The 22949-nt window shown below is 62.3% G+C and carries 21 protein-coding genes; 9 read left to right on the forward strand and 12 right to left on the reverse strand.

Features of this window, described 5'->3' with window-relative positions; translation table 11 throughout:
* Positions 1–434: 434 nt before the first annotated feature.
* Complete coding sequence (locus J8I35_RS14975; RefSeq protein WP_050017156.1) at positions 435–1733, reverse strand: dicarboxylate/amino acid:cation symporter; 1299 nt, start codon at positions 1731–1733, stop codon at positions 435–437.
* 480 nt (positions 1734–2213) lie between these two features.
* Here J8I35_RS14975 and J8I35_RS14980 point away from each other — a divergent pair, with 480 nt between their 5' ends.
* Together J8I35_RS14980 and J8I35_RS14985 are read left to right on the forward strand one after the other, a co-directional pair.
* Positions 2214–3368: a glycosyltransferase gene (locus tag J8I35_RS14980; RefSeq protein WP_209925922.1), complete on the forward strand. Its 1155-nt coding sequence runs from the start codon at positions 2214–2216 to the stop codon at positions 3366–3368.
* A gap of 103 nt (positions 3369–3471) precedes the next feature.
* Positions 3472–4206: a polysaccharide deacetylase family protein gene (locus J8I35_RS14985; protein ID WP_050017165.1), complete on the forward strand. Its 735-nt coding sequence runs from the start codon at positions 3472–3474 to the stop codon at positions 4204–4206.
* Positions 4207–4393: 187 nt separating this feature from the next.
* On the opposite strand, the gene J8I35_RS14990 is transcribed toward J8I35_RS14985, so the two are convergent.
* The gene (locus J8I35_RS14990) at positions 4394–6475 is read right to left on the reverse strand and encodes a hypothetical protein (protein ID WP_209925923.1); all 2082 of its coding nucleotides are present in this window, start codon (positions 6473–6475) and stop codon (positions 4394–4396) included.
* A 246-nt stretch (positions 6476–6721) separates the two neighbouring features.
* On the opposite strand from J8I35_RS14990, the gene J8I35_RS14995 reads away from it, so the two are divergent.
* The 7 genes from J8I35_RS14995 (at position 6722) to J8I35_RS15025 (ending at position 14317) form a co-directional block, all read left to right on the forward strand.
* Positions 6722–7840 (forward strand): LuxR C-terminal-related transcriptional regulator, encoded by a 1119-nt coding sequence (locus J8I35_RS14995; RefSeq protein ID WP_209925924.1) that lies wholly within the window; start codon positions 6722–6724, stop codon positions 7838–7840.
* A 426-nt stretch (positions 7841–8266) separates the two neighbouring features.
* A complete protein-coding gene (locus J8I35_RS15000) occupies positions 8267–8653 on the forward strand; it encodes an ectoine synthase (RefSeq protein ID WP_050017168.1) in 387 nt (128 codons plus the stop codon).
* Positions 8654–8760: 107 nt separating this feature from the next.
* Complete coding sequence (locus J8I35_RS15005; protein ID WP_209925925.1) at positions 8761–9981, forward strand: MFS transporter; 1221 nt, start codon at positions 8761–8763, stop codon at positions 9979–9981.
* 4 nt (positions 9982–9985) lie between these two features.
* The gene (locus J8I35_RS15010; protein WP_209925926.1) at positions 9986–11494 is read left to right on the forward strand and encodes a class I adenylate-forming enzyme family protein; all 1509 of its coding nucleotides are present in this window, start codon (positions 9986–9988) and stop codon (positions 11492–11494) included.
* Positions 11389–12528 carry a class I SAM-dependent methyltransferase gene (locus J8I35_RS15015; RefSeq protein ID WP_245170265.1) on the forward strand — a complete coding sequence of 380 codons (1140 nt, stop codon included), beginning with the start codon at positions 11389–11391 and terminating at the stop codon, positions 12526–12528. The genes J8I35_RS15010 and J8I35_RS15015 overlap by 106 nt, the downstream gene beginning before the upstream one ends.
* Complete coding sequence (locus tag J8I35_RS15020) at positions 12528–13760, forward strand: acyl-CoA dehydrogenase family protein (RefSeq protein WP_209926106.1); 1233 nt, start codon at positions 12528–12530, stop codon at positions 13758–13760. The genes J8I35_RS15015 and J8I35_RS15020 overlap by 1 nt, the downstream gene beginning before the upstream one ends.
* Positions 13757–14317 carry a RidA family protein gene (locus J8I35_RS15025; RefSeq protein ID WP_209925927.1) on the forward strand — a complete coding sequence of 187 codons (561 nt, stop codon included), beginning with the start codon at positions 13757–13759 and terminating at the stop codon, positions 14315–14317. The genes J8I35_RS15020 and J8I35_RS15025 overlap by 4 nt, the downstream gene beginning before the upstream one ends.
* 113 nt (positions 14318–14430) lie before the next feature.
* Here the strand turns inward: J8I35_RS15025 and J8I35_RS15030 are convergent, their stop codons facing one another.
* The 10 genes from J8I35_RS15030 to J8I35_RS15075 form a co-directional block, all read right to left on the reverse strand.
* Positions 14431–15111: an LD-carboxypeptidase gene (locus J8I35_RS15030; RefSeq protein WP_348522264.1), complete on the reverse strand. Its 681-nt coding sequence runs from the start codon at positions 15109–15111 to the stop codon at positions 14431–14433.
* A gap of 38 nt (positions 15112–15149) precedes the next feature.
* Positions 15150–15470, reverse strand: a complete 321-nt coding sequence (locus J8I35_RS15035; RefSeq protein ID WP_280884352.1) for an AzlD domain-containing protein — start codon at positions 15468–15470, stop codon at positions 15150–15152.
* Entirely contained in the window at positions 15470–16138 is a 669-nt protein-coding gene (locus J8I35_RS15040) for an AzlC family ABC transporter permease (RefSeq protein ID WP_348522269.1), read from the reverse strand. Before J8I35_RS15040 ends, J8I35_RS15035 begins: the two co-directional genes overlap by 1 nt.
* 28 nt (positions 16139–16166) lie before the next feature.
* Positions 16167–16610: a DUF2000 family protein gene (locus tag J8I35_RS15045; protein WP_348522265.1), complete on the reverse strand. Its 444-nt coding sequence runs from the start codon at positions 16608–16610 to the stop codon at positions 16167–16169.
* A 26-nt stretch (positions 16611–16636) separates the two neighbouring features.
* The gene (locus J8I35_RS15050) at positions 16637–17809 is read right to left on the reverse strand and encodes a fatty acid desaturase (RefSeq protein WP_209925929.1); all 1173 of its coding nucleotides are present in this window, start codon (positions 17807–17809) and stop codon (positions 16637–16639) included.
* A 102-nt stretch (positions 17810–17911) separates the two neighbouring features.
* Positions 17912–18691, reverse strand: coding sequence for a class I SAM-dependent methyltransferase (locus tag J8I35_RS15055; protein WP_209925930.1), 780 nt, complete (start codon positions 18689–18691; stop codon positions 17912–17914).
* Positions 18688–19425 (reverse strand): cupin domain-containing protein, encoded by a 738-nt coding sequence (locus J8I35_RS15060; protein ID WP_209925932.1) that lies wholly within the window; start codon positions 19423–19425, stop codon positions 18688–18690. Before J8I35_RS15060 ends, J8I35_RS15055 begins: the two co-directional genes overlap by 4 nt.
* Positions 19426–19573: 148 nt before the next feature.
* Positions 19574–21253, reverse strand: coding sequence for a long-chain fatty acid--CoA ligase (locus tag J8I35_RS15065; RefSeq protein WP_245170268.1), 1680 nt, complete (start codon positions 21251–21253; stop codon positions 19574–19576).
* Positions 21250–21795 (reverse strand): PaaI family thioesterase, encoded by a 546-nt coding sequence (locus J8I35_RS15070; RefSeq protein WP_348522266.1) that lies wholly within the window; start codon positions 21793–21795, stop codon positions 21250–21252. Before J8I35_RS15070 ends, J8I35_RS15065 begins: the two co-directional genes overlap by 4 nt.
* A complete protein-coding gene (locus J8I35_RS15075; RefSeq protein WP_209925934.1) occupies positions 21792–22943 on the reverse strand; it encodes a radical SAM protein in 1152 nt (383 codons plus the stop codon). Before J8I35_RS15075 ends, J8I35_RS15070 begins: the two co-directional genes overlap by 4 nt.
* Positions 22944–22949: the final 6 nt, after the last annotated feature.

Here is a 22949-nt window from a genome sequence, read left to right on the forward strand (position 1 = left end):
GGGGCAAACATTCACATAAGGGATCGGCCGGCCAGATGGCTTGAAGTCCGCGAGATGTAAATTCTTCCCCGAATCATCCGGCGCGGTCGGTATGACGTACGGCATGCATTCGAAAATGCGCAGGGCGAGAATAGCGTTATATAAATCGAAAAAAATTGCGAATCGCCCGCGCTTGCGACGAGCGCGACTATGCGTCAGTGAATGGTCACTTACGCGGCGGATCGGGAATCGGGAAAATCAGGCACTTGCCTGACGGAATATCGCCGCCAATTTGACGTCGATCAATTGAAACGGCGAATGCCATTTCGGAAGTATCGAAAAAGCTACTGCGCCCAACGCAAATCGCCAGCCTGAATCCGTATCGAATCCAGGCCGGCGCATATCATGTGTCGCGGGTCGGGCAACGCGGCGTTGCACCGCCGCGTTGCAGTGCATCATGCCGACGTTTCACGCACCTTCACTTCGGCTACGCGCGCGCCGTCCGATTCGTCGTCGTCGCGCGGCGCGTCGAGCTGCCCCTCCCATTTCGCGACCACGGCCGCCGCGATCGAGTTGCCGACCGCGTTGGTGGCCGAGCGCCCCATGTCGAGGAACATGTCGACACCCATGATCAGCAGCAACCCGGCTTCGGGCAGGTTGAACTGGTTGAGCGTCGCCGCGATCACGACCAGCGACGCGCGCGGCACGCCGGCCATCCCCTTCGACGTCACCATCAGCATCAGCAGCATCGTGATCTGCGTGCCGAGCGGCAGATGGATGCCGTACACCTGTGCGATGAACAGCACCGCGAACGTGCAGTACATCATCGAGCCGTCGAGGTTGAACGAATAGCCGATCGGCAGCACGAAGCTCGAGATCTTGCGGTTCACGCCGAAACGGTCGAGTGCGTCCAGCAGCTTCGGATATGCGGCCTCGGAGCTGGCCGTCGCGAACGACAGCAGGAACGGCTCGCGAATCAGCCGGAGCAGCGTGAACGCGCGCTTGCCGAGGAACGTCACGCCGGCGAGCGTCAGCACGGCCCACAGCAACGCGAGCGCCAGATAGAAGCTTGCCATGAACTTCGCGAACGTGAGCAGGATGCCGAGCCCTTCGGTCGTGATCGTCGACGCCAGCGCCGCGAACACCGCGACCGGCGCGAACCCCATCACCGCGCCCGTCACCTTCAGCATCACCTGCGCGAGATCGTCGATCACGCCGGTCAGGCGCTTGCCCGCTTCGCCGAGCGCGGACAGCGCGGTGCCGAAGAAGATCGAGAACACGACGATCTGCAGGATTTCGTTGTTCGCCATCGCTTCGGCGATCGACTTCGGCACCAGGTGCACGACGAAATCCTTCAGCGTGAACGCGCCCGTCTTCAGGTTGAGCGCCGCATCGGACGGCGGCAGCGGCAGGCTCAGGTGGCTGCCCGGCTGCAGGATCGTCGCGGTCAGCAGGCCGAGCAGCAGCGACGTGAACGACGCAATGACGAACCAGCCGAACGCCTTGACGCCCACGCGGCCCACCGCGCCGCCATCGCCCATCTGCGCGATGCCGACGGTCAGCGTCGCAAACACCAGCGGCGCGATGATCATCTTGATCAAGCGCAGGAATATGTCGGACAGCAGCGATACGTAGCCGGCGACTTCCTTCGCCATCTTCGGGTCGGGAAACGCGCTATGGCACGCGTAACCCACGGCAATACCAAGCATCATCGCGACAACGATGTACTTGGTAATGTTGTGTTTCTTCTTCATTAGTCGTCCAAATTACAAAGCGTATGTTGCTAACGGCGGGCCAATCATTCGCGTCCGGCTGCGAATCGAAACCTGTGTCGACATGCCGGCGATCTGTCCGCTGCGGGCGGTCTCCGGCGGTCACCCGGGCGGACAGGGGGGGCATTCTAACGCAAATGGCGCACCAGCTTTCAATTCCGAAAGCCGCGCCGGTTGATTTGCGTCCTGATGTCGTCGGGAAAGGAGTCTCGTCGCGCACGACGCGACGCGATGCAGCGATCGCGACACATCCTCACAAAGATGCGCAGACATCGACACTACGGCACGTAACCGATCTGTAATATTTGGAAATGATTCGCGTTGACGCCGGCGCTTGACGCCAACACGCAATCTCGAGCCGGAAACGCGGCACCGCGTTCACGTCATTGCTTCCATCAGGTCGAGTCATTCATTTCATCAGCAATCCTTCGAAATGAATGACCGAAAAAAAGCGGCATCGTGATGAACATTCTGTACACCAACTTCCACGGCGATTACGGCGGCGGCCAGGACACCTACGTCCGCGATCTCGCGGTCGCGATGAGCCGCCATCACCGCGTGACCGTGGCGTCGCCGGAAGGCAGCCGCCTGTCGCGACTCCTGCAGGACAGTCCCGACGTGGCGATCTTCGACATGGAATTCAAGCCGCGCTGGAACCGGCTGTGCCGGGAGATTCTGCGGCTGCGCCAGCGGATCGCCGCCGAGCGCTTCGACGTGATCCACGTGAACGGGTCCGCCGATCACCGGCAGGTGATGCTCGCGCTGCTCGGCTGCCGGTATCGGCCCGCGGTCGTGCTGACCAAGCACAATACCTATCGCGCCGACAGTTTCGGCAACCTGCTGCGCGCGCGGCTCGCCACCGACCATACGATCGCGGTCAGCGACTACGTCGCGAGCATGCTCGCGCTGCGCTCGCCGTACGGAAACGTCACAGTGGTCAAGCACGGCGTGCGCCGGCCGGCTGCCGAACGACTGGCGGCCGACGAGATCCGCCGCCGCAAGATCGCGCGGTTCGGGGCATCCGGCGCGGACGCGATCGTGCTGGGCAGCAGCGCCGGCACCGCGCCCGAAAAAGGCTGGATGGACCTGATCGCGGCGCTCGGCCGCCTGCCCGAAGCCGAGCGCGAGCGGTTTCGCGTGCTGCTGGTCGGCGCGGAGCCGTCCCGCGAGCAGCGCGAGCAGCTCGCGCGGCACGGCATGGCGTCGCGCACCGCGTTCACCGGGCGGCTCGACGATGTGCGCGCGCCGTTCTCGATCATCGACGTGTCGTTCGTGCTGTCGTACCACGAGAGCCTGTCGTATGCGTGCCGCGAAGCGATGTCGCTCGGCTGCCCCGCGATCGTGACGCGGGTGGGCGGGCTGCCCGAAAACGTCGAACCGGGCGTGGACGGCTGGGTTGTCCCGCCGCGCGAGCCCGCGGCGATCGAAGCGATCCTGCGCGCGATCGTGCAGGCGCCCGGCTGCATCCGGGCGATGGGGCGCAGCGCGCGGCTGAAAGGCCGGCGCGAATTCTCGTTCGACGCGTTCATCGACGCGACCCTCTCCGTCTATCAGAAATCGGTTCGACGCAACCCGTCGCGCTGGGGGACCTCGTTGAGAACCACGAAATGGCCATGAATATCTGGAAGAAGTACTGGGACCTGCGCACGCACGAGTGCGACTTCAAGACCCTGCGGATTTTCCGCAAGGCCGCGTAATCCCACTTTCCTGCGACCCACCCATGCTTGCGCGCACCTCACGCTATCCGATCCTGATGTATCACCAGATCCGCCCGCTGCCGCCGCCGACCGACCGGTTGCGCGGCCTGAGCGTCGCGCCCGACGCGTTCCGCCGCCAGATGACGCTGTTCAGGCGGCTCGGCTATCGCGGCCTGAGCGTGCGCGAGCTGCAGCCGTACCTGCGCGGGGAGCGGCAGGGCAAGGTCTTCGGCATTTCGTTCGACGACGGCTTTCTCAATGTGCTCACGCATGCAATGCCCGTGCTCGACGCGCTCGGGTTCACCGCGACGTGCTACTTCGTCGCCGGCCGGTTCGGCGGCGCGAACGACTGGGACGCGGGCGCGCCGACTGCGCGCTCGCCGCTGATGACGTGCGCGGACATGCTCGCGTGGCGCGATCACGGTCATGAAATCGGCTCGCATACGCTCGATCACGTCGCGCTGTCGTATGTGCCGTCGCCTGTCTCGGACTTTCAGCTTACCGAATCGAAGCGGAAACTCGAAAGGCTGAGCGGCCAATGCGTCGAATCGTTCTGCTATCCGTATGGTGATCTGGATGCGCGCGTGCGCGATCAGGTCATCGCTGCCGGTTACGGCAATGCGACGACGACCCGGCGCGGATGTGCCGGTGCGAACGACGATCCGTTTCTGTTGCCGCGGATTCCGGTCGCGGGCGGCGTCGGCGCCGTGAGGCTGGGGTTCAAGTGTTTGAAGGCGCGGGTGGCGGCGGCCTGGTAGCGCGCATCGTCGCCGGGGCATGCGCCGCAGCGGCTCGTCCGCCGACATCCCGATACCCGTCCATGCCGTGTGGGCGCACGGACGGGCTCCGCCATCACGCCAAGGCCGGCGAGCGGAAACGCGCCGACGGGATCGCGAATCGTCCCGCCGGCCGCGCGTTCGCCGCACGCATCGGCCCGGCTGCCCGTTACCGGTCGTACTCGAAGGACTCGGTGAAAGCCGTGTCGCCCGGATCGGACCAGCTCAGGCTCACGAACGAGAAGTCCGTGTTGCCGCCCCAGCCGGCCACCGACGGGAACGCGACGCCCTGATCGCCCGGCACGTTGAGCGTCACCGCCGCACCCGGCTGGACGAGCGGCGCCGATGCGGTACCGTTGACGAACGTCGCCGTTGTCTGCCCGGTCGCGGTTGCGCGAATCTGCACGTTGCCGCGCTTGACGAACGGCAGCCCCGCTTTCGACGTCCACGCCAGCGGGAAAGTCGCGCCGCCCGCGAACGTGGCGGCAGAGCCCGGCGTCAGCTTGTCGCGCGTGGACTGCGCGAGGTCGTGCCACGCGTACTGACGCAGCGCATCGGGCGACGGCGACGGCGTGCGCAAGCGCACCGTGTAGTGCCTGGCCGGCGTCGACGTGTTGCCGTTCTGGTAGACGTCGATCGTATAGGCGCTGAACGGCTTGATGTCGGCCAGCTCGGCGGCGCTCAGTTGCGGCTTCGCCCACGCGGTATTGTTGCGCGGTGCGTCGCCGGGCCACGTGAACAAGCCCTGGTTCGCCGGGTCCTGCGCGACGCCGGCCAGGCGGAAGTTGTTGCGGCACTGCGCACTTTTCGCCAGTGCGGCGAGCTGCGCCGGCGTCTGCCCGCTGGCGATCTGCGCGCGGATGTTCAGCGTGTCGCAGGTGCCGCTCGACGGCTGGAGAAACACGCCGTTGCGCAAGCCGGGGCCGTTGACGATCGCGAAGTCCACCGCGACACCGGACGCGTCGACGGCGCCCACCTGCAGGTTGAGCGAATCGACGAACGCGTGGGTCCCCGTCGACGGATTGGCCGGGTTCAACCAGTCCCACTTCTGCGCGTTCGCGTTGACCTTGCTCAATACCGCGCGCTGGTTGCCGATCACGCGCCAGCCGGTATCGCCATTCGCGAGACTGCCCGGCCGCACCGCGAGCTGCACGTGTTGCTGCATGCCGTCGCGAATGCCGTCGCTGCGGGTCCACGCGAGCTTGATCCACATCGTGTCGCTCGCGACGACGCGGATGACTTCCGGCAGGCTGAAGCTGGCGTTGTTCATCGCATCGTCGGCCACGATGCCCGGCGTGCCGCTGGCCGGCGCACCGAACTCCTGGTCGACCGACAACCCGTTGTTCAGATACGCGGCGGGCACGCCTGCATTCAGCGCGCCGGACGCGACATCGTCGACGAAGATCTGGCCGCACGCCGATACGCTCCCGCCCGTGCGCGCAGCGCCGGTCGACCCGGCGAAACACTGGTTGAGCGCGCGCTGCAATGCCGCCAGATCGCTGGCGCTCGGCAGGTTCGACACCACCGCGCCATTGATCGTCGCGGCAGCAGGCAGGCTGGCCTTGTCGCTCGCCTGCGGCGCGACGCCGGGCGCGAGCTGAAGCTGCACCGGCGTATCGCTGGACGCGCCCGCCACCGAGCTGATCTGGACGCCGCCATCCGGCAGCACGTTGATCTTCACTTGGTCGAGCAACCGGTCGAGCCCCGGCGCACCCGCGGTCAACGGGCCGGAAATCAGGTCGACGCCCGTATTGCCAGTGGCGGCGAGCAGGTCGGCCAACACCGTCGAATACGCCTGCACCGTGCCGGCAACGGCCTGGGCCGTGACCTTGCTTTGCAGCAAACCGGTGTCGGCCAGCAGCTTCGTCGGGTCGCCGCCGACGATCGTGGCGGCGATCGCGTTCGTGATCGGCGTGATGTTGATCGTCTGCGTGCCCGCGGTGGCGCTGAGCGCGATCAGCGTGGCCTGCGAATCGGCGACGTTGCCGTATGCGGACAACGCAAAAGGCGCGGTCAAGCCGGTCACCGCGCAATGAAACGCGCCGGTTGACGCATCGGCCGGGCAGTCGACCGTCTTGCCGGTCGCATCGACCAGCTTCACGGTGGCGGCCTGCATCGCAGCGCCGGCCGCCGCGACGCCGCTGACCGTCTGAGCCGCCGGCTGCCCGGGCGATGGCGAAGAACTGTCGCTACCACCGCAAGCCGACAGGACGAGCGCTGCAATACCGGATACGACAGGCGTGAGTTTCATTGCGTTTCCCCCGACATCCTTCTGGTTGATGCGTGTCATATGCACCGCTCATGCACGCTGGACGGCAGGGATTCTCGCAAAGCCGATTTTGGCGATCATCATTCACGTGGATGAAAATCGGCAAATAACACCGCATGAAACGCAAACAACCTGTGTTAGCCTGAAAAAAATCCTGAAAATTCGGTATTCGAAGCAATATCGTCAGACAAAAACCACATACGAAGATCGCGAAGCGACGGGGGAAGCATGCAACGGGACCAACTCATCGGGGACCTCTATGAGGCCGCGCTGCAGCCGGACGGTTTTCTCGAAGTTTTTCATCGGGTATCCGAATCGCTCGGCGCAAACGTTTTTCACATGTTCAGTTGGGACGCCGCGCGCAATGCCCCGCAATTCTCGATCTATTCGCCGCGCGCGGAATTCGACGAGATCATCGCCCGCTACGACCAGTATTACGGCGCGCTCGATCCACGCCGCGGCTTCGTCGAGAATGCACCGCTCGGCGAATTCGTTTGCTGTCAGGATCACCTCACCGACCGCGACGTCGAACGCAGCGAGTTCTTCCAGGACTTTCAGATTCCGTCGGGATTTCGCTACCTGATGGGGATTCGCTTCGCGCGCCCCGGCAGCGACAACATTCTGCTCGGGCTACTGCGAGCGCATGGCCGCGCGCCGTATTCGCCGGAGGAACGCGCGACGCTGACCGGTATGGCCGGGCATCTGCAACGCTCGATCAACCTGTGGCGAGACGCGCGCGTGCTGCATCGCGACGCCACGCTCGGCGCCGAACTGATGGAGGAGCTGGGCCTCTCCGTCTTTGCGCTGGACAGGCACGCGCATGTCGTCTTCGTCAACCGGGCGGCAGAGTCGATGCTGCGCGCCACCACCTGCCTCAAGCTCGAGAACGGCTACCTGAGCGCGACGAGCGCGCCGCAGAACGATGCACTCAAGGCGGCGTTGACACGTGTCGCGAAGACTCGCAAGAGCGAGAGCCTTGCGCTTTCGGGCACGCTGGTGGCCGCGCATGAAGTTTTTCTCAGCATCGCGGCACTGTCCGGACAGGCGCTCCATGCGACGTTCGGCGATGCGACGCTGCTGGTCACGGTCAGGCGACGCGGCGCGGCGCCGCTCGTCGTCGCACAACAGTTGCGGCAGTCGTTCGGTTTGTCGAGCGCCGAGGCTGCGGTGGCTGAAGCATTGATCAACGGCAAGACGCCTGATGAGTGTGCGGCCAGCGCGGGTGTGTCGCTGGCGACGGTGCGTACTCAATTGCGGGCGATCTATGAAAAGACCCATTCGCGGAATCAGGCGGAGGCGGTCGGGCGGATGCTTTGGGTACTGCCGCAGCATAAGTGCAAGGATTGAGACGGCGAAGGGCGGGTAGTTGTAGCCGGGTCGTGATCAGCGATCAATTCGATAATTAGAGGATCACGCGACTCGCAAAAATGCCGGGTTTAATACATCCATCGAAGATAGAACATTCAACCCTTCCCAAACTATGAAAACACCCCTCATCAAGACAGCTTTGAAAGTCAGGCAACCCACGGATATGTAGAAAAACTACATCGCCCCTCTCCAGCGCAGCCCCCAACACCATCAAGACAGATTTACGTAATCACCAGAAATTCCGTCATATTCCGCGCTTGACCAGCTACGCCGCCAGCGGTTAATGTTGAAAAACTACATGATTTAGCCGGCCATCCTGTTACGGGCACTGGCTTGCTTTTTCGTGGCTTCGCTTCCACCGAGAGCAGGACAATAATTTCTTACATAAAAGAAAGGAGTGCGAATATGTTCGTCAGGAACCTGAGAGATGTCGAAAAAGATGGACTGCTTGTCGAATGGGGATCCGGCACAAGCCATCGCTTGTTGACGGAAAAGGACGGCATGGGATACGGCGTGTGCCATACGGTGGTGCGTGCGGGTACGGAATCGCTACTGCAATACCGCAACCATCTCGAAGCCTGTTATTGCATTGCGGGCGAAGGCGAGGTCGAGGACATGAACGGGAACGTCTTTCCGATCCGCCCGGGCACCCTCTACGTGCTCGATCAGCACGACCAGCATTACCTGCGCGGCGGCAAAGACGGGGATCTGGTGCTTGTCAGCGTCTTCAATCCCCCGCTCAAGGGACACGAACGGCATAACCTGGCGTCTGCAGAAGCATCCGCTTACTAAGGCTCGATACGCTCATTCCGGGACGCCCCGGGGTAGCAGCCCTCCCGGCAACGTCCGCAGGAGCGCGCATGCATCGCGTGCTCCGCGCAAAAGAAAGGTGACCGTTCGTGCGCGCCCAGCATCAAGCCTTTTTCCATTCGCTTTTCCTTGCCCGCCTCGCCGACCAGATTCTGTTGTTTCTCGTGCCGCTGGTCATCTTTCAGATGACGGGACGCGTGTCCTGGTCGGGCATCGCGTTTTCGCTCGAAACACTGCCGAGATACCTGTGCTTCCCGTTTCTAGGCGCGCTTTGCGACCGGTATTCGCCCACGAAGCTGATGCGCGTCAGTCAGATTCTCCGCGCGGCGGTATGCGTCGCGGGCGTCGCCGCCTACGACCTCGTCGGCGGCATCGGATGGCTGATCGCGCTGTCCGCGTTGTGCGGCATGCTGACGAGTCAGGGCATCGTTGCGCGCGAGGTGATGCTGCCGCAGATATTCAGCAGCCATCGCTTCGAAAAAGTGCTGTCGTATTCGCAATTGGCCGACCAGCTTGGCCTGGTACTCGGCCCCATGCTCGCGGCGGTCCTGCTGTCCTGGTGGCGCTGGGAATTCGTCGTGGCGGCCGCGGCCGTGCTGTTCGTCACGGCCGACGTCGCGCTCGCCTATTGGCAAAAGGCCAGCGCGTTCGAATTCACGATGCCGGAAGGCACGCACGGCACCTGGTTCAAGCCGATCAGGACGGCCTTGTCTCATGTCGTTCATCTCCCGGGCCTCAAGTCCGTCATCATGCTGGCTGCCGCGGAGAACCTCGTGATCGGCGTCACGCTCGCGACATCCGCCGCGATGGTCACCGGCTTTCATCACGAAAGCGGACGCTATTACGCAGGACTGCAAACGGCAGGCGCGTGCGTGACGATCGCGATTCTGCTGATGACGGCGAGGTTGCATGTCCCGCGGAGCATCCTCGGCCTCGTCGGCTTCGGTTCGATCTGTGTCGGCGGCGTGATCGCGGCAGCCAGCCCGGGAATTGCGGGGTACGTTTTCGGCTTCCTGCTGATCGTCGGGTTCGACAAGATGTTCAACGTGTACATCCGGAGCACGCGGCAGAAGATCATCCCCGCGCGTGACTACGGCAAGACGACGGGCGTCGTCATCCTCCTCAACAACATGACACAGCCGCTCGCGGGCGTCGCGGTAGGCGTGTTCTCCACGCGTTTCGGACCCGACACGGTGATCATGGTGCTGTCCGTGTGCATGGGTTGCCTCGGGTTGCTGGTCTCGCTCGCGCCCCGCATTCGAAAAGACCACGGCCCCTCGTCGGCCTCGGCGCCCTCGCATGAAGGCTGATGCCATGATCGAACGACTCCCGACATACTTCGAGCGCAGCGCGAGCAGCCGGCGAGACAAAATCGCGCTGGTGGTCGACGGACGTTCGGCCACCTACGGCGAATTGCTGGACGTGATGTCGACGATAGCCGATACGCTTCACCGTCTCGGCATTCCCGCCGGCGCGCGCGTCGCGCTCTATTCGGAGATGTCCGTGCATGCGGTGGCGGCTGCATTCGGCATCCTGAAGGCGGGATGCATCCTGGCATGCATCAGGCACACGATCGACACCGCCGAACTGGAGCAGCAGATCGCGGATTGCGGCGCCAGCGCGCTCGTGGCATCGCGATCGACCTCGCCGCGCATCGCGTCCCGTCATCGCGCAGTCACAATCGACGCGACCCGCGGCGACCTGTCGGACTATGTCGTCTGCTTCGCGACCGACGGCGCATCCGAAGCGGTCAATCCCTCCGTGGATGACGCCGCAACGATCTTCTACACATCCGGCTCGACCGGCGATTCAAAGGGCGTGCTCGTCACGCACCGGAACATGATTGCCGCATTCCGCTCCGTCTCCGGCTATCTCGCCAATAGCGAACGCGACATCGTGCTCAGTTTCTCCCCGGGCTTGAGCTCGGACTACGGCTTTTACAACACGGTCATGCCGCTGCTGTTCGGGGGCCGTGCCGTGGTCGAGACGGCGTTGCCCGCGTCGGGCGCCGCCATCGTCGACATCATTGAGCGACACGGCGCAACCGGCCTGCACGTCTTTCCGCCGGCGCTTTTCCGTCTGTGCGAATCGGGCGACCTGCCTGCCTCGAGACTGCAATCGCTGCGGTATGTCTCGACCAGTGGACAGGCGTTGCCCGGCAAGTACATTCGCCTGCTCAGGCGTGCGCTACCGGCTGTCCTGATCTACTGCAACTACGGTTCGACCGAGTGCAAACGCATCGCCTACCTGCCGCCCGCCGAACTCGATAGACGTATCGGCTCAGTCGGCAAAGCCATTCCGGGCATCAGGACCTACCTCGTCGGCAACGACGATGCGCTCGTGGTCCAGCCCTGGCAGGTCGGTGAACTGGCGGTCGCCGGCGATCTGCTGATGGAGAAATACTGGCGGCGCGAATGCGATACCGCCCGCGTCATTCGCACCGGATGTTTCGGTGAATCGCGCGTGTTCATGACCGGTGATCTGTTCGCGATGGACGAGGACGGATTCCTGTTCTTCCAATGCAGGAAAGGCGACCTGTTCGATCGAGACGGCGTGCCGGTGAATCCGCGCGCCGTCGAGCGGGTATTGCTCGACCACGAATCCGTTGCGGAGGCGCTCGTCGTACCGGTTTCCCGATCCGACGGCGCACACGTCCCCAAAGCCTATGTCGTTCCCGCTGCGACATCTGCGGCCAATGCAATCGAACTGCTCGATCATTGTCGCCGCCATCTGGATTCCGCCGCGGTTCCGGCAAGCATCGACTTTCTGCGAGCGCTGCCAAGAACGTTCGGCGGCAAGGCGTCCGCCCAGGGTTTGAACTGATACCACATGCAAGGAGGTCAACCATGACGTCAAGCGGAATCGAGGACGGCGCGGAGCAGTACCTGGAAAGCGCGCCGATGATCCGGATGGCAAGTTATTTTCACAGCCTGGCGACGGGCGCGACGCAGGTGCCGAAGCAATCGGTCGCGAGCCGCATCCGCCATTTGCTGCGCGATCCGGACGTGCTTGCCTATCACGACCTGATGGTCGCCGAAGCCGGGCCGCTGTTCACGCATTTCCTTGCCAGCGTGCCAGCCATACTGGAGGAAATGTCGCGCGTCGGCGTCGCGCTCACGCGGTATTCCGAACGTCGCAGGCAGCACGCGGATCAGCACTTCGAGTTTTACGAGGTCGATGCCTTCGACGGCACCAACGGCAGAACGCTGGCAAAACGATCGAACGGCCTGATCCGCACGTTCACGAACTCGCCCAATCCGGCCAACGAAACGACGTTCAACCGGTTCGCCAATCACGACTTCTCGGCGTTCCACCCGCAGGCATTCGCCCACGTCACCCCTCGGCTGTTCCGCGAACATGCGCGCCTCGACCGCTTCTCCGGCACGTTCGACTACATCTACGAGACTGCCGCATTTCAGTTCTATGGCGTGGATCGCGCGGACCAGATTCGTCACGTCGCGCGCCTGCTCAAACCGAACGGATTGATCTTCTTCCTCGAGAAGCTCAACTGCGATTCGCTCGACGAGTATGACAAGCGCGAACGCGTCAAGGACGAACTGCACAAGCGCCATTACTTCAGCCGGGAGGAAATCGACTGGAAGCGCAACCAGATGCTGTCGCAGATGCAAAACGGGCAGGTGACGTTCGATACGCTCGTCGCGTCGATTCACGAGCAATTCGAACATGTCTATCTGCTCTGGAACGGGACGAATTTTCACGAGTTCGTCGCCTCCAACAACGCACGATCGATCGAGGCATTCGTCTCGCTGCTCGGCGAACCCTGCATCGAGCCCGTGTTCTGCTTCGAGCACCCCGTACCGCGCAGAGTAGCCGGGCCGCGAGGAGACGCGACGTGATGCAGCTGCATGATGACTTGCCGGCAATGGATACGATCCGGTCATGCGTGGACGGGCTCGAACTCGAGCGCACGCAGATCGGACGACGCATCGAACAACTGCTCCCGCACTGGCAGGCTCGCGCACAGGCGGCCGATCAGCTCGCGCGCCTGTCGCCCGAGACCATGGCCGAACTGCACGATACCGGGCTCCTCCACCTGCTGACGCCGCGCCGCTACGGCGGATTGCAGCAGGACTTCCCGACACTCGTCGAAGCTGCCCGGCTCGCGGCCACCGCATGCGCGTCCACGGCCTGGATGTTGAGTGTCGTCGGCGGACATGTGACGACTGCGGCGCGCCTGCCCGCCGCCTGTCAGGACATCATCTTCGCGAACGGGCCGCGACAGCTATTCGCGACGGCCACGGTTCAGAACGGCACGTTCGTCAGGGACGGCAGCGGATTCCGGTTGAACGGCATCTGGCGCTACAGCTCGGGCATCGATCACGCAACCTGGGTAATCGTCTCGGCACGACTCGGCGGGACGGACGCACCGGAGGCCCAGGAGATCTTCAAGGTCGTGGTTCGACGCGAAGACGTCCGTGTGCTCGACACGTGGCACGTGTCCGGCATGCGCGCGACAGGCTCCAGGGATATTGCATTCGACAAGCTGTACGTGTCGGACGAGTGGGTGTTCGCTCGTTCGAACTATTTTGGCCCGCATCCCGTCGGCGCCGACCTGCATCCCGACGCGTATCTGTACGACGTGCCGCTCATCCCGTACAGCACGACGTGGATCATCGGACCGATTCTGGGCTGCGCACAGGGCGCATACCGGCACTGCATCGATACGCTCCGCAACCGCGGTAGAAGCGGCGACGCGGTGCTTTGCGGGCACATCGCGAAAAGCGACGCGGAGCTCGCCTGCGCCGGTCGTCTCTACGACGCGCTGGTCCGCACCTTGCACACGGCCGGCATCGCGCGACGCGCGGTGTCGCCTGCCGAGACGGTCCGCATCAGGCGTGATCGCGCGTTCATCGCACAGCTTTGCGTCGACGCGATCCGGCGACTGATCGGCAGCATGGGCACCGCCGTGGCATTCGACGCCCATCCTGCACAACGTCACTGGCGCGACCTGCAGGTCATGGCGTCGCACATCGACGTCGGCTGGGACGCGGCGGCTGTTGCGTATGGCGGCCACGCGATCGCGCATTCGACGGACACGTCCCGCGAGTCTCCGCCGGTGTATCAATGAATACCGCGATGCCGGACGACGAAACGGAGACGATCGACATGAACCGGGACGCGATATTCCGCGGCATTGCCGATGCGCTGGGACTCGCCGTGGACGAGGATTTTGGTGCGGCCGGGCGGTACGCGCCGCTCGTGCGCTGTGACAACCAGATCTTCGTCAGTGGACAAATTCCGAAGCTCAACGGCGAAATCGCCGTTCGCGGTTTGATCGGATCGGACGTGTCGGTGGGCAGCGGTCGGCGCGGCGCGATGATCTGTGCCGCTCGCTGCATCGCGCTGTTACAACGGTCGCTCGGCACCCTCGAGCGGGTCCGGGCCGTTCCGCGCCTCGGCGTCTATATGCAAAGCGATCCTGAATTCGAAGAACACAGTGCCGTCGCCGATGGCGCGTCGGAGGTGGTGCATTCCGTGTTCGGCGAAGCGGGCGTGCACGCAAGAACGTCACTCAGTGCATTTCGGCTGCCTCGATACGCTGCGGTCGAAGTGGATCTGGTTGCGTTCGTCTGGCGGGATTCCGGAGAAGGGAGGGGCACGGCGAGGGGTAAGGGGCGGACGTAGAATTCCAGAAATTGCGGCGGCGAAAGCAGACTATTTCAAGGCGTTTTCATCATCAATTCAAAGACAACGTATTGAGGCTGTGGACACGCGTTCCTGTCCTTCTGGACTCGACGCTACGCGACGAACCGGATCGCGCTGTCCTCGATGGCAGCCTGGTTGCCGTATTGCCAGGTGATGTTGCGGTGTTCATGTCCGATCGGCAGGCCGAAGCCGCGCAGCACGTCGACAAGCATCTGCTCGAGCGTGAAATCCGCGCCATCCGGGATCGGGCAGCGCGTGAACTGCCCGAGCACGAACGCGCGGGCCCCGTCGAACGCGCCGCTCAGACGCAGTTGCGTCAGGCTGCGGTCGAGCCGGTAGCCGAATTCCGTCACGTCTTCCAGCAGTACGATCGCATCGCGTGAGCGAAGCGACCAGCGTGTACCCGCGACGCTCGCGAGCACCGTCACGTTGCCGCCGCACAGACGTCCCCGCACCGCATCAGGGGCGCCGGACACATGCCGCAGGCTCAGCGGTGCGCGTTTGCCACCGGTCAGCACGGCGCGCATGTCGGCACGCGTCGCGTCGTCGACCTTGGTCGCCAGGCTGTGGAATGTCGGACCATGCAACAAGCGCACACCGGGCCGGTCGGCGAGCGCACAGAACAGCGACGTCGCGTCGGAAAAACCGATGATCGTCTTCGGCGTCGCGATCTCGTCGGGCAGGTGCTCGAGCAGATGCGCGCAACCGAATCCCCCTCGCGCGAACCAGATGATATCGATTGATGCATACCAAGCGTTGGCGTCGCCCAGCACGGACGCAATGATCCGGCTTGATCAATACTCTGCATCCCTCAAAGAATGACCCGCGTGAGCAGAGCCAGCACACCCAATCCCGTTATGACACTGAGCAAGGCGTTGCGCCAGCGGAGGTAGCTGAGGGCTACGGCTGCAAGCGCAATGACTTCTGCGCCGAGCGGTGCCGTCGAATGGCTTCCCGCGAGGGAATGCGTGACGAGAATTATCATCACGCACAGCGGAAGCTCTCGATTCAGCGTTGTCATCCATGAGCTGCGAAGCACTGAACGGTGCAACAAGAGCGGCAGCGCCCGCAGTGCGATGGTCAGCACGCTCATGATGCCAACCGCCATCCAGTTTTCACTCGTTCCAATCATTATTTCAGCCCCCGGTTGCCGTCCATCGCCAGCGGGAATGCAATCGCTCGCATCAACAACAGGACCAAGCCGATTCCCAATGAAACAATCAATGCGTAGTTCGGGAACATCACCTTCGCGACAAAGTACGCTCCAACACCGATGGCTGCCGGTACCCAGCTGCGTCGAGCCAGGTACTGCTCGATGGCGAGAATGGCGAAGAGCGCCGGCAGCGCAAAATCCAGGTTGGGAATCCACCGTGAAACGTGATTGCCGAGTAGCACACCCAGCACCGTGCCGCCGATCCAGTAGCCATGATTGACCAAACTAATCGCCGTCGACAAGGACCGTCGTTCCGCCTCGGGTACGGTCGACAGCACGGAATAATTTTCATCGGTGAGCGCCGCGATGACATAGAACCGACCGGCAAGCGACTTCGGGAGATGATCCAGCAGTGGAATGGCGTAGAGTATGTGCCTCAAATTGATCAGCAGCGTGCTAAGGGCAACCGTGCTCAATCCGCTTGCGGCGGTAAGCATCGGAACCGCAGCGAATTGCAGCGCGCCGGCGAAGATGAACACGCTCATTGCAATCACGAGCACGGGCGCAAGTCCCGCTTGACACGCAAGTACGCCGAACGCAAAACCGGTTGGAATGTAGCCCATCCCGACCGGCGTCGTGAGGCGCACGATCAATTTTCGCCTGCTTGTCATCGTGTCATTGTCCAATCTCGACGGATGACGCATCGTGCACCAGCGCATCCGATGTCTTGTAAAGCGAAAACGATTTGATCAACGGACGAATCGTTTCCTCTGGGCCAAAGAGGCCGACACACACAATGCGGTTCTCCCCCGGTGAGGCCGTCCATGTCGCCGATTGCTGCTCGGACGCGCTCGCGCCAAGCATCGAGTCAATAAAGGCATTGTGTGCGACATCCGCTTGCTTCAGCTGCACCACCAGCTTTTCCAGCTGGCTCGAGCGCTTCGAGCGAAGCACTATGACGGGAAACTCGCTAATACGACTTTCTACGCCAAATGCCGGGCTTGGATAAGGCAGCAGATTCCAGAATGCAGCACCATTCGCTCCCGTCAGACCAAGCACGGTATGAGCGACGGCATTGAGTATGGTGGGCGCCGGAAACTCCGTATTGACGACCAGCACCGTTTTGCTGGAGTTATCGAGATACTTTATTTTAGCTCTCCTGAGTTAATCGCAGCGTTCTCCGCGTTATCAAGTCCGCGCACATTCGGGATCGAATACGTACAGGTAATGCTTTCGAGCCACGAAAACTGATGTTCGATCATCCCGTGCATGCCCCATAGTTCGCGCAGCGCAAAGCCGGCTCTATCTCCGCTGTCGATCGCCGCCTGTCGCAGGTACAGACTATATGACCAGTCTCGCGAGTTCTGGCCCGCCATATGTGCCAGATGATGCCAATCATGTGCGGGGAGATCCGCGACCAAGCAAGCGACCCGCACCGGCAGATGAAACACTAGCATCCTTGCCACCCATCCGGCCACGCGAAGGACGTGAACGAACCGACTGTAATTGCTCCCGGATGCGAGTAACGGAAACCGCTCTCCACAAAATCGACCCCAGCACCGGCTTGCGTATTCATGCCAGTCAGCGACCGACTCTCCCGCGATGTTCCAAGCGTGTTCAGTCAGGAACTGCAGCAGGGCGCTGACATGATAGATGAAAAACATGGGTACGAGCACAGCGATGATATAGGCTTTCCATCCCGCCAATACGATCAGCACGGCATGGCCTGCCAGCATTGCCAATGCTACAAGCGTCTCAGCCAGCCTGTTGCGCAGAAACACCGATTCGAGGCGTGCACGCGCAAACATGATGTGGAACACCGGGCTCGCTACCGTCATCCAGAGATTTACCCAAAGCTCGCCTCTTTCCCGCCCGGGGATGAAGCCGAGCTTTGCCAGAAAGGCGGCATCGGCATCGCGTTCGGTCGTAAAAATATCCGAATTGTGATGTTCGAGGTGCTCCCTACGATACTCCACCCCGTTCTGTACGAAGATCAATGACGGTATCACCCGTGCATAGAGCTTGTTCAGCGACGGGCGCTCGAACAGCCGATTATGGATCGCGTGATGTAGATGGGTGACTTGCATCTTCCGGAGCAATCCAACCAGAACAAGCCAAAACACGACGATAATGGCCCATGCTCCCAAGGTGTCACGATGGGCAAGCTCGACGAGGGCCCCCAAAATGGCCATGCTCGATGCGAAAGTCACGACGACGTCCAGAGTCCGAGGGACACCAAACGGCCGCTCGGCCGCATCGAGGGGTTTGCCCGTCATCCAGGTCAGGACAGGTTGCGCGATACCCGGCAAACCGCGCATCGACTCTCTCGTACCACTTTCAAACATGCTATTCACTCTAGGATCAGCCTAATGAAACCGGTACACGCCGATGACTTCGTGCACAGGTGGCGCCGAGACGTTTTAGGGCTTCTCTGCGCGAAAACGCAGACGCGTGTAATCGATCGTCCAACGCCCGTCGTTGCCCAGCAAACGCGGCGCCAGTTGGCGGGTCACGTCGTCAAGCATGAGCTCGCGCTCGTCTTCAGCCAATACGGTGAGATATGGACTACCGAATGTTTTGATCCAGTCGCGCACCGGGTAGTTGATCACCACCGGCCGATCAAACAGTTCGATATGCGAGACGACGAGCCCGCCCGCTTCGAGCACCTCCCGGTACTCCTGTTCTTCGGGTAGATACCAAGGATCGATCTCTTCCGAATCATAGCCTCGCGCCGTCAACGCTTCATGCACGGCCTGTCGGATGTAGTACGCGTTCCTCGCGCCAGCAAATTCGCCGACGAAACGCCCTCCGGGTACCAGCGCTCTCGCCACGCCGCGCACGACGGCATCGGCACGACGCATCCAGTGCATCGCGGCATTGCTGAATGCGCCATCGAATTGCTCGATAAAGTCCAGTTCTTCGCCGTTACCGATGTATACGTCAAGACCGCGCGCCTTCGCGGCCGCTACCAGTTCCGGGCTGTAGTCGACCCCCGTCAGCCGTGCGCCCGTCGCGGCAATCTTTTCGGTCAGATATCCGTCTCCACAGCCGATATCGAGAATGCGTTCGCCCGGAAGCGGATTCAACAAGTCGATCGCCCGGCCAGCGAGATCGCCGACGAAGCGAGCGTTGTTTTCATAGAGCTGCGGACTCCACTTCTGGCGTTGCGACGTGCCGCGTTCAAAAATCTTCCCAGTCATGATTGAACCTCGAGTCGTGTATGAATATCGGTCATCGTCTTTGCTGTCGCGCCGTCGACGTATGTTCTATTGAGCATGGTGTGATCCGTGTGCGTGGGCCCGGAGTCCGAGTCCGGGTGATAGATCACGATACGCATGCTCTCGTCCTGGCTCTGGAAGCTGTGCGCGACGCCGGGCGGGATCACAAAAGCCGTACCTGCACGAAACTCCATCAACCCGTGATGGGTGTCACAGCGCCCGTCGCCGGACAAAATGAGGCCCACCCGTATGGTCGGATGGGTGTGCATCGTTTGCGACGTATTGCGCGGCAAATGCAGAAAATTGAGGCAGGGCTCGCCGCGCACCGGCGGAGCGAGCAGCACACTGCTTGTACATCCGTCGATATATCTCAGCCGGCCGAGCGCTTCAACGGGACCACCTACCAGCGTTGAACCTTCATAGCCGAGGCTCGTGACAAGGATTGCCTGGGCGTTGCCTGCCAGCGACACACCGCCGGGAAAACAGCCAAACTGGCCGCTTCGCAGTTGATAGATATTGCCCTTGTGTGACACATCGAGCTCACCAGACTGGACAATGACAAAGTGTGTGGAATCCGAGTCGAATTGCTGCATGCCGCCGGGCGATACGGCAACCTTCGTCGGCGTTTCCAACTGGGAGTAATCCAGCATGGCGGCCCTGTCCACCGGAAACACCAACATCTTGTCATTCACGGGAAAGTGTGTGCCAGTGTCCATGATATCGCCCTCAGGTTCGTGTTGATTCCAACAACGGCTTTCAACCAGTCGCCAATGCTTGCGCCTCGATATTGCTTTGCCAACATCAACACTGATCTGTATTGATGACGGAGAAAAACATTAATCGATACAGGAATGCACTTCCTAGTCAAAAACTGCTACTGCCGTTGTTTATTGTCACCATCGATGATCCGCTCCGCACGGTTGCGTGCCGTACCGCATCATGCTCGCGCAGCGTCATCTTCTGGAACTTGCCGGTCGGGGTCTTGGGAATCTCGTCGATGAACTCGATCGCATCCGGCAGCCACCAACGGGTAAAGCGTACGGCGAGGTGATCGAACAGCACCTGCTCAGTCGCGCTTGCGCCGTCCCGCAAGGTGACGTATGCGACCGGCCGCTCCTGCCATTTCGGATGCGCGCGTGCGACGACCGCAGCCTCCTTCACCGCCGGGTGTCCCATCAACGCGTTTTCGAGTTCGATCGAGCTGATCCATTCTCCGCCGGACTTGATGAGATCCTTCATGCGATCGACGATCTGAACATAGCCTTCGTTGTCGATATGAGCCGCATCGCCAGTGCAAAGCCAGCCATCCTCGGTCCACGATTCGCTCGCCGGCAGATCGTGATAGCGCGCGGCCACCCACGGGCCCCGAACCTGCAACTCGCCGACTGTGCTGCCGTCCCAGGCGGCCTCGCCATCGGCCGTCATGATGCGCGCATCAACAAATGGCAGCGGCATCCCCTGCTTGAGCCGACGCGAGAACACCTGCTCGCTCGCGCCTTCGGAAAGACGCGGCTTGAGTGTGCCGAACGCCCCCACCGGGGAGATCTCGGTCATCCCCCACGCATGTGTCGCCGCGATATTCAAACGATCGAGCGCCGCCAACATCGCCGCCGGACACGCGGCCCCCGCCACGACGAGACGCAGGTCCGGCGCAAGGCGCGCCCGCGCGCGATCGTCGCCTTGCAGCCGCTCGATCAATCCATGCCATAGCGACGGCACGCCAGCCGACAGCGTGACCTGCTCGGCGGCCAGCAATTCGAAAAGGCTCTCGGCATCGAGCCGAGGCCCGGGCAACACCAGCCTGGCTCCCGTCAGGAGCGCGGCAAACGGCAGGCACCAGCCGTTGACGTGAAACATCGGAACGACGGGCGCAAGCGTCTGCCGCATCGACAGGTTGAACACGTCTGGCAATGCGATGCAGAACGCATGCAGCACCAGCGCCCGATGGCTGTACACGACACCTTTCGGCTGCCCGGACGTACCGGACGTATAGCAAATGCTCACCGGCCGATTCTCGTCGGCGGTCACGCCGCGAAATTCCGGCCGGCCGGCCTCGATCAGTGCTTCATAGTCCAGCCACGCACCGGGCCGCTCATCCGTCGGCACGCGTGTGCCGAACGGCACGACGATCACTTGCTCGAAATGCGTCCGCGCACGAATGGATTCGTAAACCGGTAGCAGGATCTCGTCGACGATCAAAAGGCGCGCGCCGCCATGATTCGCGACAAACACAAGGTTGTCGACCGGCATGCGCGGGTTGAGCGTGTGTGTGACGCCGCCCGCGGCCGGAATCGCGAAATAGGATTCAAGATGCGCATAGTGATTCCACATCAGGGTCGCGACGCGATCGCCGACCCGCAATCCGCGACCGCACAGCATCGACGCGAGCCGCCCGACGCGCTCGGCAAACACGCCCACGGTATATCGGTGCCATCCGCGGTCAGGCATGCGCGACACGATCTCCACATTCGTGTGCACGCGGCGCGCATGCTCGAGGATACCGCCGATCGTCAGCGGAACATTCATCATCGTATGCAGCATCATGCTTGCTCCGCGGCGCCCATCGCGCAGTCCGGCACCATGCCGACCGGCGCGAGCCAGTTCGTCGATTCACCGCCGTCGCTAAGCGCGTTCTGCGCGGCGCCGACGATTCCAGTCGCCAGCACATCGTAACGACCATGGCGGCCGACAAGACAGGCCTCGACAAAGACGAGCGACGGCGTGCGACGGACCGCGCGGCACTCGATCACCGGGCGTGGATCGCGCACGGCTTTCATGAACTGGATCGACAAGTGCATCGTTCCGCATGTCCTTCCGCGGAAATGCAGGATGCCCGCGACCGACATCGCACAATCGATCATTCCTGCGATCATCGCGCCGTTCAGCGCCGCGGTGCCGAGCCCGCCATCGTGGGCGCGCGTGCGGCGCACGAGCGCGAGACGCACTGCGTGTTCGTCGTCGAGATCAAGCTCCGCGCCCAGATGCTCAAGGATCGCCATCTTCGACAATCGATCGCGCCATATGCGACGCTCATCGAGCGTCAACGGAATAGCCAGCACGCTACGCGATTCGGCAACAGCGTTCACGCGGGCACCCCTTCGGCAACAGGCGCGACAGCGGCCTGCGTCGCGGCGGAAGTCGAGGTCTGCCGATAGGGCGACCAGATGAACTGACGCCAATAGCTCTCGGCCACCTCCACCCACGTACGCAACGTATCGACACTGTCGAGCGATCGGGCAAGGCTCACCATAAGCCAGCTATAAACGGCCTGGCTGTCCCGGCAGTCCCCGCAGTGGCCGGACGTGCAGCATCGCTCGAGCGTCTGCAGGTCCGCTTTCCAGGTATTGAAGAACGGCAGCGTCGGATTGCCGTTCTGCATGCGCTCGACATTGTCAGGATGATCCTGGCTGATGCTCGGACAGGTCTCATAGCCGAACTCACCGCACCATGCGCGCCCGGTGACCATCGCCTCGATATGCGCCGGATGGTTGAGAACCGTGTCCGGGTACATGCTTTTCACGCGAAGCATCTCGGCAAGCAAGCGTCGCTCGTTCTCCATGCGTAGCGGGTGACCGGTGTTGTATTTGCTGTAGAAATTGAAGCTCACGAAATTGCCGTTGGCACGGATGCGTTCCACCGTCGGCTCGATGTGCGCGAGGCCGTCCTCGGTCACCGCGAACACGAACGTCGCGCGCGGATCGTCGCGGTAATTCTTCAGCGCCGTATCGAACAGCCCGGCGAACCTCCGTCCGCCTGGCTTGATCGCGCGCAACGCATCGTCGAGCGGTCCGCCGCCGAACAATGAAATGAAAACCGTCACGTTGCGAAACGGATCCGTATTCGGAAACGGCTCCAGACCATTTGTTGAAATCGATACGAAGCGCATCGCGTCAACAAACGCCTCGACGCGTTCAGGGAACAGCGTCGGCTCGCCGCCGATCAGCAACGCGCAATTGATACGCCGCTTGCGTTGATTCTTCGCGAACGCTCGCCACGACTCGATGTCCTTGCTCTCCTTCGACACCTTGTCATGACCGAATTCGAAAAACCAGCAGCCCTCGCACCGAATATTGCAGGCGTTGGTCAGGTGATATTCGCATGCGCGCACGAGCGCCGAGAATCCGCGCACGTCGGCAAACCGGCGCGAAAGGTCTGCATCCGAGCCGAGCAAGGCGGGCAGGCGTTCGGCGATGACGGCCTTGCGCTCTGCGTGAACGCTTCTTGATTCGTTCATGTCAGT

The organism is Burkholderia sp. CpTa8-5 (assembly GCF_017815045.1).
GTDB lineage: Bacteria > Pseudomonadota > Gammaproteobacteria > Burkholderiales > Burkholderiaceae > Burkholderia > Burkholderia sola.